The sequence below is a fragment of the Streptomyces sp. C genome, from assembly GCF_000158895.1.
Taxonomy (GTDB): Bacteria; Actinomycetota; Actinomycetes; order Streptomycetales; family Streptomycetaceae; genus Streptomyces; species Streptomyces racemochromogenes.
Genome location: NZ_GG657750.1, coordinates 7,014,523 through 7,023,877, shown reverse-complemented (window position 1 = coordinate 7,023,877; position 9,355 = coordinate 7,014,523). Strand labels below are relative to the sequence as shown.

Annotated in this window: 7 protein-coding genes; 3 read left to right on the top strand and 4 right to left on the bottom strand. The window is 74.8% G+C overall.

The annotated features are described in order from the left end of the window. Positions 1–190: 190 nt before the first annotated feature. Positions 191–2,071: an ABC transporter ATP-binding protein gene (locus tag SSNG_RS31465; protein WP_007267991.1), complete on the top strand. Its 1,881-nt coding sequence runs from the start codon at positions 191–193 to the stop codon at positions 2,069–2,071. An 83-nt stretch (positions 2,072–2,154) separates the two neighbouring features. On the opposite strand, the gene SSNG_RS31460 is transcribed toward SSNG_RS31465, so the two are convergent. After that, positions 2,155–2,865, bottom strand: coding sequence for an FCD domain-containing protein (locus SSNG_RS31460; RefSeq protein ID WP_007267990.1), 711 nt, complete (start codon positions 2,863–2,865; stop codon positions 2,155–2,157). 132 nt (positions 2,866–2,997) lie between these two features. On the opposite strand from SSNG_RS31460, the gene SSNG_RS31455 reads away from it, so the two are divergent. Both SSNG_RS31455 and SSNG_RS31450 read left to right on the top strand, forming a co-directional pair. Next, on the top strand, positions 2,998–3,510 hold the full coding sequence (locus tag SSNG_RS31455) for a gluconokinase (protein WP_007267989.1): 513 nt from the start codon (positions 2,998–3,000) through the stop codon (positions 3,508–3,510). An 11-nt stretch (positions 3,511–3,521) separates the two neighbouring features. Continuing rightward, positions 3,522–4,919: a gluconate:H+ symporter gene (locus tag SSNG_RS31450; RefSeq protein WP_007267988.1), complete on the top strand. Its 1,398-nt coding sequence runs from the start codon at positions 3,522–3,524 to the stop codon at positions 4,917–4,919. A gap of 263 nt (positions 4,920–5,182) precedes the next feature. Here SSNG_RS31450 and SSNG_RS31445 read toward each other — a convergent pair whose 3' ends face one another. From SSNG_RS31445 to SSNG_RS31435, 3 genes are all read right to left on the bottom strand, one after another. Further along, a complete protein-coding gene (locus SSNG_RS31445; RefSeq protein ID WP_050779788.1) occupies positions 5,183–5,881 on the bottom strand; it encodes a hypothetical protein in 699 nt (232 codons plus the stop codon). 37 nt (positions 5,882–5,918) lie between these two features. Continuing rightward, entirely contained in the window at positions 5,919–6,794 is an 876-nt protein-coding gene (locus tag SSNG_RS45020; protein ID WP_042802440.1) for a hypothetical protein, read from the bottom strand. A 113-nt stretch (positions 6,795–6,907) separates the two neighbouring features. After that, a partial coding sequence (locus SSNG_RS31435) for a carboxypeptidase regulatory-like domain-containing protein (protein ID WP_042804423.1) occupies positions 6,908–9,355 on the bottom strand: 2,448 nt, incomplete at its 5' end.

Sequence of the window (9,355 nt, the reverse complement as noted above, 5' to 3'; positions counted from 1 at the left end):
CCTGGCGGGCGGGGTGGTCCGGCTGTGATGACTGCGGTGACTGCGTCATTTCCCCGAAGGATGCCACCGGGCACCGACAGGGCCCGGTGGCGTCGAAGTTCCGTTGACAAAACGTGAGTTGACCACACCGCGGGGTGAGTGCGGGCGGAACCGTTGACCTGAAGTCCAGTTGAGGTCCTAGCGTGGGGGCATGGACATGGAAGTCACCGCCTGGCATTCGCTGCACAGCGCGATCAACGCCCAGCAGGACCGCCGCCCGCTCTCCCGGGCGAGCCTGCGCCGGATCGCCGCCTTCGCCCGCCCGCACCGGCGCGGGCTGACCCTCTTCCTGCTGCTGAGCGTGGTCGGCGCGCTGCTGGCGGTGGCCACTCCCCTGCTGGCCAGCCGGATCGTGGACACCATCGTCGGGCACGGGGACGAGGGCGAGGTGGTCCGGCTGGCGCTGCTCATCGCGGTGATCGCGGTGGCCGAGGCGGGGCTGGGCCTGCTGACGCGCAAGCTGTCGGCCACCCTCGGCGAGGGGCTGATCCTGGACCTGCGCCGGGCGGTCTTCGACCACGTCCAGCGGATGCCGGTCGCCTTCTTCACCCGGACCCGGACGGGTGCGCTGGTCAGCCGGCTCAACAACGACGTGATCGGCGCGCAGCGGGCCTTCAGCAACACCCTCTCCGGGGTGGTCTCCAACATCGTGACCCTGCTGCTGACGCTGGGCGTGATGCTCACCATCTCCTGGCAGATCACCCTGCTGGCGCTGGTGCTGCTGCCGGTGTTCGTGCTGCCGGCCCGGCGGATGGGCGCGCGGATGGCGGGGATGCAGCGGGAGGCGTCGGCGCTGAACGCGGCGATGGGCACGCAGATGACGGAACGGTTCTCCGCGCCGGGCGCGACGCTGGTGAAGCTGTTCGGGCGGCCCTCGGACGAGTCCGCCGAGTTCGCGGCCCGCGCGGCCCGGGTCCGCGACATCGGGATCCGTACGGCCATGGCCCAGTCGGCCTTCATCACCGCCCTGACCCTGGTCTCCGCGCTGGCCCTGGCCCTGGTGTACGGGCTGGGCGGGTACTTCGCGCTGCGCGGCACCCTGGAGGCCGGCTCCGTCGTCGCCCTCGCCCTCCTCCTGACCAGGCTCTACGCCCCGCTGACCGCGCTCGCCGGGGCCCGGGTCGAGGTGATGAGCGCCATGGTCAGCTTCGAGCGGGTCTTCGAGATCCTCGACCTGGAGCCGCTGATCGCCCAGAAGCCGGACGCCGTCCGGGTGCCCGACGGCCCGGTGTCGGTGGAGTTCGACCGGGTCTCCTTCGGCTACCCCTCCCCCGACAAGGTCTCGCTCGCCTCCCTGGAGGAGGTGGCCGTGCTCGACGCCCGGGGCGGCACCCGGGTCCTCCACGAGGTGTCCTTCCGCGCGGAGCCCGGCCAGATGATCGCCCTCGTCGGCTCCTCGGGCGCCGGCAAGTCGACCATCGCCCAGCTGCTGCCCCGGCTGTACGACGCGGACGCGGGCGCGGTCCGCCTGGGCGGCGTCGACGTACGGGACCTCACCGCCGACTCCATCCGCGACACCCTCGGCATGGTCACCCAGGACGGCCACCTCTTCCACGAGTCGGTACGGGCCAACCTGCTGCTGGCCCGGCCCGGGGCGGGCGAGGACGAGCTGTGGGAGGCCCTGCGCCGCTCCCGCCTGGACACCCTGGTCGCCTCCCTGCCCGACGGGCTGGACACCGTCGTCGGCGAGCGCGGCTACCGGCTGTCGGGCGGGGAGCGCCAGCGGCTGACCATCGCCCGGCTGCTGCTGGCCCGGCAGCGGGTGGTGATCCTCGACGAGGCCACCGCCCATCTGGACTCCACCTCGGAGGCGGCCGTGCAGGAGGCGCTGGCCGAGGCCCTGTCGGGCCGTACGGCCGTGGTGATCGCGCACCGGCTGTCCACGGTCCAGGCCGCCGACCTGATCCTCGTGGTGGAGGACGGCCGGATCGTCGAACGCGGCACGCACCCCGAGCTGCTGGCGGCGGACGGCCGGTACGCCGAGCTGTACCGGACCCAGTTCGCCACCCGCGGCGCACCCGCGGCCGGGTAGGCGGCGGGGGGGCCGGGTCAGTCGTCCAGGAACACGATCCGGCGGCCCTGCCCGGCGGAGCCCTGGGCGGGGCGGGGCCCGTTTCAGGGGGCGAGGACGTCGAGTTCTTCCAGGGCGCCGAGGGCGATCCGGCGGGTCAGGGCCTCGGCGGCGGCCGCGTCGCCTTCGCGGACGGCTTCGGCGACCCGTACGTGGAGGGTGACGGCGGCCGGGTCGGGGTCGTGGAACATCACGGCGTGCTGGGTGCGGCCGGTGAGGACCTCGGCGACGACGTCGCCGAGCCGGGCGAACATCTCGTTGCCGGAGGCGTCGAGGACGGTCCGGTGGAAGGCGACGTCGTGGTGGAGGTAGTCCTCCAGCTGGTGGCCGCGGGAGGTGCGGACCATGCCGAGGGCCGCTTCGGTGAGCCGCGCGCACTGCTCGGGGGTGGCGCGGGTGGCGGCGAGTCCGGCGGCGACGGGTTCGACGGCCGAGCGCAGCACGGTCAGGGAGCGCAGCTGGCGGGGGCGGTCGGTGCCGGCGAGCCGCCAGCGGATGACGCGCGGGTCGTAGACGTTCCACTGCTCGGCGGGGCGGACGGTGACCCCGACCCGGCGGCGGGACTCGACGAGCTGCATCGACTCCAGGACGCGGACCACTTCGCGGACGACGGTGCGGGAGGCGTCGAAGCGTCCGGCGATCTCGTCGGTGCGCAGGACGCTGCCGGGCGGGTACTCGCCCGCCGTGATCGCGAGGCCGAGGGTGTCCAGCACCTGGGAGTGGAGTCCATGGCCCGGACTGCCTTCGGTGGTCATGGCGTAAGCGTACGGTGACGGTCCTCAAAGGCAAAAGGTGTGATGTTTTATCGCCCACCCCTTGAATAAGTACTACTTAATAGGCTTCAGTGGTCCTCCCAGCAACGAGGACAGACGACAGCGAGGTACGACGTGAGCTCCCAGCGCGTCATTGTGGTGATGGGCGTCTCCGGCACCGGCAAGACGACCGTCGGGCGGCTGCTCGCGGAGGCGCTCGGCCTCCCGTACGCCGAGGGCGACGCCTTCCATCCGGCCGCCAACGTGGCGAAGATGTCCGCCGGCGTCCCGCTGGACGACGACGACCGCCGGCCCTGGCTGGACGCGATCGGCGGGTGGATCCGCGACCGGGCCGGGCTGGGCGGCGGCGTGGTCGCCGCCTCCTGCCTCAAGCACTCCTACCGCGACCGGCTGCGCGCGGCCGCTCCGGACGCCGTGTTCGTCCACCTCACCGGGGACCGGCCGCTCATCGAGCGGCGCATGGCGGACCGCAAGGGGCACTTCATGCCCGCCTCCCTGCTGGACTCCCAGTTCGCCGTGCTCGAACCGCTCCGCGCGGACGAGCGCGGGTTCGCCGTCGACGTCGCCGGCACGCCCGAGGAGATCACCGCACGGGCGCTGGCCGCCCTCCGCACGTTCGAGAGTTGAGGAACCCCACCGTGACCGGTCTCAGCGTCGAGACTCTGGCGGCGGCCGCCCCCGGCCCCATCACCTCGGCCGGTGACGCCCAGCTGGGTGTCGCCGTCCTCGCGGGCATCGCCGTCATCGTCCTGCTCATCACCCGCCTCAAGATGCACGCCTTCCTGGCCCTGACGGTCGGTTCGCTGGCCCTCGGGTCCTTCGCGGGCGCCCCGCTGAACAAGACGATCGCCAGCTTCACCGCCGGCCTCGGCGCCACGGTCGCCGGAGTCGGCGTGCTCATCGCGCTCGGCGCGGTCCTCGGCAGGCTGCTGGCCGACTCGGGCGGCGCGGACGAGATCGTGGACACCATCCTGGCCCGCGCGCGGGGCCGGGCCATGCCCTGGGCGATGGTGCTGATCGCCTCGGTGATCGGGCTGCCGCTCTTCTTCGAGGTCGGCATCGTGCTGCTGATCCCGGTGGTGCTGCTGGTCGCCCGGCGCGGCGGCTACTCCCTGATGCGGATCGGCGTGCCCGCACTGGCCGGCCTGTCGGTGATGCACGGTCTGATCCCGCCGCACCCGGGCCCGCTGGTCGCCGTCGACGCGCTGCACGCGAACCTGGGCGTCACCCTCGCCCTCGGGGTGCTCGTCGCGATCCCCACGGTGGTCATCGCCGGCCCGCTGTTCTCCCGGTACGCGGCGCGCTGGGTGGACATTCCGGCGCCGGAGCCCCTGGCTCCCGAGCGCCCGCCGGTGGGGTCCGCGCACCGCCCCCGGTTCGGGGCGACGGTCTTCACGGTGCTGCTGCCGGTGGCGCTGATGCTGGTCAAGGCGCTGGTCGACATCGTTGTCGACGACCCGGCCGACCCGGTGCAGAAGGTCGCCGACGTCGTCGGTTCCCCGCTGATCGCCCTGCTCGCCGCCGTCCTGGTCGGGATGTTCACCCTCGGCCGGGCCGCCGGGTTCACCCGGGAGCGGCTGTCGTCCACGGTGGAGAAGTCCCTGGCGCCGATCGCCGGGATCCTGCTGATCGTGGGCGCGGGCGGCGGGTTCAAGCAGACGCTGATCGACGCCGGTGTGGGTCAGATGATCCTCGACGTCTCCAAGGACTGGTCCGTTCCGGCCCTGCTGCTGGCCTGGCTGATCGCGGTCGCCATCCGGCTGGCGACGGGCTCGGCGACGGTCGCCACCATCTCGGCGGCCGGGCTGGTGGCGCCGCTCGCGGCGGGCACGTCCACCACGGAGACCGCGCTGCTGGTCCTGGCGATCGGGGCGGGCTCGCTCTTCTTCAGCCATGTCAACGACGCCGGGTTCTGGCTGGTCAAGGAGTACTTCGGGATGACCGTCGGGCAGACCCTCAAGACGTGGTCGGTGATGGAGACCGTCATCTCGGTCTGCGGCCTGGGCTTCGTCCTGCTGCTGTCGCTGGTCCTCTGACCCTCGGCCGGACGTCGCCGCGGCGTTCACCGGCGCCGGACGTGCGGACCCTCCAGCTGCGCCGCCGCCAGGGCGAGGCCTGCGGCGGCGCGGGCGCAGCGGTCGGCGAGGGCGGCGACCTCGGCGCGGTACGCGTCGGCCTCCTGGCCGCGCCACTCCAGGGCGGCCGCGCCCGCCCGCAGCCGCCGGGCGTGGGAGCGCAGGGCGGCGGAGTGGGGGCGCAGGCCGTCCGCCGGGGCGGGGCGCTGTCAGGGGGCAGTGGCTCACGGCTCCTCCGGGGTTCGCCGGCGCGGCGCCGCCGGGCCGGGGCTGCGGGAGCAGAAGGCCCGCACGGCGGCGCCGAGGCCCAGCAGGGGTGCGGCGGTGACGGCCCGGCCGGTGGCCACCTGCCAGCCCGCGTGGTCGTTGAAGGGGTTCTCGTCGGTCAGGGCGTGCCAGGCCAGGACGTCCGCGAACGCCGGGGTCAGCAGGGCGAAGGCGCGCGGTGCGCCGCGTTCGCGCAGCAGGGCCCGGAAGGCGCGGGCCGCGTCGGCCTGCCGGTCCTCGGAGACCGCCCGCAGCAGGGCGGCGCAGTCCGGGTCGGCCAGCAGCTCGGGGCGGCCCCGCGGGTCGCCCCGCGGATCCGGCCCCTTGAGCCCGCAGACGGCGGTGCTGACGGCGAGGCTCTCGCGGCCGCCCAGGATCCCGGCGAGCCAGCCGGCCCGGGCCAGCCCCCGTCCGCGCGGGGCCCAGCCGAGTCCGGCCGGGTCGGTGAGGGTGCGCAGCAGGGTGCGCCAGGCCCGGCGGCGGCTCCCGCCGCGGCCCGCGAGGGCCCCCGCGGTCAGACGGGGTCCGAGGGCGAGTCCGGAGGCGTACCGGGCGGCCTCGCCGACGGCGTCGGCGGCCTCGGCCAGGTCCCGGCACAGGGCGTCGAGCGTGTCGGCGTCCGGATCGGTGGCCAGGGCGGTCGCGGCGTCGGACATGGGTTCCTCGCGGGGGCTGCGTACGGTGACTTCGGCATCACCGTACGTCCGCCCCGCGGGCGGCGCGCGCGGGAGCGGGCCCGAACGCGGCCTCGCGGAACGCCGCGCGCGGCGGGCCGGAGCCCTCGCCCTCCGGGCCGGGGACGAGCAGCGCCCAGCGGTTCTGGCGGGGCGAGATCCACACGGCCGGGCCGGAGCCGGACGGGGGGTGGTGGGTCCAGACCCCGGCGGGGGCGGGATGCCAGAGCAGGCCGCGCGAGGGGGTGAGTTCGCCGGTGCGGATCCGCAGGGACTCGGCGGTCCAGGCACGGCTGACGGGCCGTTCGGCATCGGCGGCGTCGGCGTCCGCGGTGCCGGCGGTGGGGGCGGTGGCGGCCGTGTCGTCGGCGGAGAGCAGGTGGCGCAGGAACCGGGCCAGGTCGGCCGGGCAGGTGCGCAGGGTGGTGCCGGCGAAGCGGGTGCGGGTCATGCCGAGGGGCCCCCAGACCCTGGTGCGGGCGCAGTCGGCCAGGGGGGCGCCGGCGAGGTGTTCGGCGAGGCGGGTGAGGGCGTGGAGGGGGGCGGGGCCGTCGCACCGGGTGAGCAGGTGGTGGGTGGTGGTGCCGCCGGGCAGCCCCGCCGAGGCGGCCTCACCGTAGGCGGTGAGGGGGGTGTGCAGGGTCAGCTCGCCCCGGGTGACGAGGCCGCCGATGACGGGCCAGAGCGCGAGCAGCGGGGTCATGGCCCCGGCGTCGAGCGGGGCGTTCCAGCCCTCGCCGCCTCCGTCGTCTCCGTCGCCTCCGTCCTCTCCCTCGTCTCCGTCGGGGGTGCCGGGGGTGCCGGGGCGGGCGGCGTGGACGGCGTCGGCCGATCCCACCGCCCAGAGCGCGGCCGGGCCCGCGGCCCGTTCGAGTGCCTCGATCTGCGGCGTCATGGTCCTCCACGCTACGTCGCCCCGCCGGGCGGGCCGGGCACGCCGACCGGGATGTCCCGGCGGAGCCGCCGCCCGCCACCCGATTGCCGGGCGGCGGGCGGCGGCCGGGCCGGCTAGTTCTTGTCGGGGCGGTCGGTCACCCGGAGGGTGTTGACCAGGGGCTTGCCGAAGCCGCTGTGCGTGACGAAGCGGAGGTTCAGCACCCCGTCGGTGACCTTGACCGTGTAGGTCCTGTTCAGGGCGGTGTAGGTGCCCGCCTCCAGGGAGACGTCCAGCGAGGGCAGGATCTGGGTCCCCTCGGCGAGGACGTCGAAGACGCGCTTGTCGGGCCGGGTGGTGGAGAGCTCGGCGAAGCCCAGCTCCACGGTGTAGGTGCCGTTCGGGACGTTGTCGAAGCGGTACTCGTACATGCCTTCGCGGGCGCTGCGGAAGAGCCGCTGCTCGTCGGTGCCGGCGATGGTGCGGCCGGTGGAGTGGACGGAGGAGCTGCCCTGGTAGCCGTACGAGCCGGCGGTGTACTTGCGGTCCGGGGACCAGGCGTCGCCCGCCGCGTCCGTGCCGGCCCGGTCGGCGCCGGCGTCCACGGCGGTCTGGTAGCGCGGTACGACGATCTTGACGGGGACGGTGAGGACGGGGGTGCGGCCGCTGGCCGAGGTGATCCGCAGTCCGGTGCTCAGGACGGTGCCCGGGGCCAGCCCGGCGGTGTCCGCCGTCAGCGTGAGCGGGGCCTTGCCGCCGGTCGGGAGGTTCCCCTCCGCCGGGGTCACCGTCAGCCACGGCGCGTCCTCGGCGACCGCGTAGGCGCTGGCGAGGCCGGAGTTGGTGAGTTCCAGGGTGCGGGTGCGCCGCTGGTCGGCGGGCAGGACCAGTTCCACGGCCGGTGCGGCGGCGGTGACCCGGCCGGTGCGCAGCGCCTGGCTGACCGCGGTGACGTCGGCCGGCCTGACGTCGGCGGTGGTGGTGGCGGTCTCGTAGGAGGGTGCGGCCAGGGTGACCGTACGGGCTCCCGAGGGGCTCTGGACCACGTACCCGCCGTCGGCGGCGGTGGTGGCGGAGACGGCGGAGTCGCCGCTGCCGACGGTCACGGTGGCGCCGGGGACGCCGCCCCCGTCGTTGGCGTCGAGCACCCGGCCGGTGACGACGCCGCTGCGGGTGGTGCGGAAGCCGATGGAGAGGCCGTCGGTGAGGGCGGGGCTGTTGAAGGAGTACTTGAAGGCGTCTGTGCCGGCTGCGTTCTCCACGCCGACGGTGGCGGAGGACCCGCCCTTGAGGCCGGTGCCGCCCGTCCCCTTGTAGGAGTAGGTGACGTTGCCGTCCTCGCCGATGGCGGCCGAGAAGGAGAAGGTGTCGGACTGTGCGGACCAGTGGGCGACCTTGCGCCACTCGATCACGTAACTGCGGTGCGGGGCGGTGCCGGTGACGGCGGTGAAGACGCCCGATCCGCTGTCGGCGGCGCCGACGACGAGGTCGTCCCAGAAGGGGTAGAGGGCCGCGTTGGGGGTGGCGGCGCTCGGGATGTCGCCGTTGACGTCGCCGGTGTGGTTGCCGCCGAGGCTGACCGTGCCGTTGGTGCCGATCCAGGCCTGCGCGTACGTCTTCCCGTACAGCGGCAGCGGGAAGGGCAGGTCGACGCGCTCGGTGGTGTTGTCGCCGGTCAGGGCCAGGCGCCGGTCGCCGGCGGAGTACGGGCGGCCGCCGTCCGCGGCGCACGCGTAGCCGTAGCCGTCGGTGCGCTCGGGGAGGGCGACGGTGACGGTGGTGTCCGCGGTGACTGCGGCCTTGGCCGTGCCGGCGGTGAGGCAGCGGGCGGGGTGGGTGGCGGTCACGTCGTAGGTGCCGTGCGGCAGGGTGACCTCGAAGCGCCCCTGCGCGTCGGTGGTGGCCGTCACGGGGGTGTCCGCGATGGTGACGGCCGCTCCGGCGGCGGGCCCGGCGGGCGAGGTGACGGTGCCGGTGAGCCTGGCACTGGCAGCCCGGGGCAGGGTGAGGTCGGCGGTGGTGGTGGCCTGTTCGGTGACGGCCGCGGTCGTGCCGCGCTGTCCGTAGCCGAACTTCGCGGCGGTGACCTCGTACGCGCCGGTGGACAGGACGCCGAATCGGTAGGTGCCGTCGGTGGCGGTGGTGGCGGTCCGGTCGATCGGGCCGTGCGCGGTGACCTTGGCGCCCGCGACGGGCGCCCCGGCGTCGTCGCGGACGGTGCCGGCGAGCGCGCCGACCGCGCCGCGCGGGGCGGAGTTCACCGCGGCCAGGGCGTCGAGCCGGCCCTCTCCGAAGACGTTGTTGTCGGCGGCGGTGCCGCCGCACTGGCCGTTGTCCGTGTCCTGGGCGGTGCCGTCCAGCAGGGCTTCCGTCTGCGCCACGTCACCGGCGAGGGAGGGCGCGGCCGACCACAGCAGGGCCACGGTGGCGGCGGTGTGCGGGGAGGCCATCGAGGTGCCGGAGAAGGAGGCGTACTCGCCGCCGGGCACGGAGGAGCGGACGTTCACGCCGGGGGCGGCGACGTTCGGCTTGACGATGCCGCCGGGGCCCGCGCCGCGGGAGGAGAAGGAGGCGATGGCGCC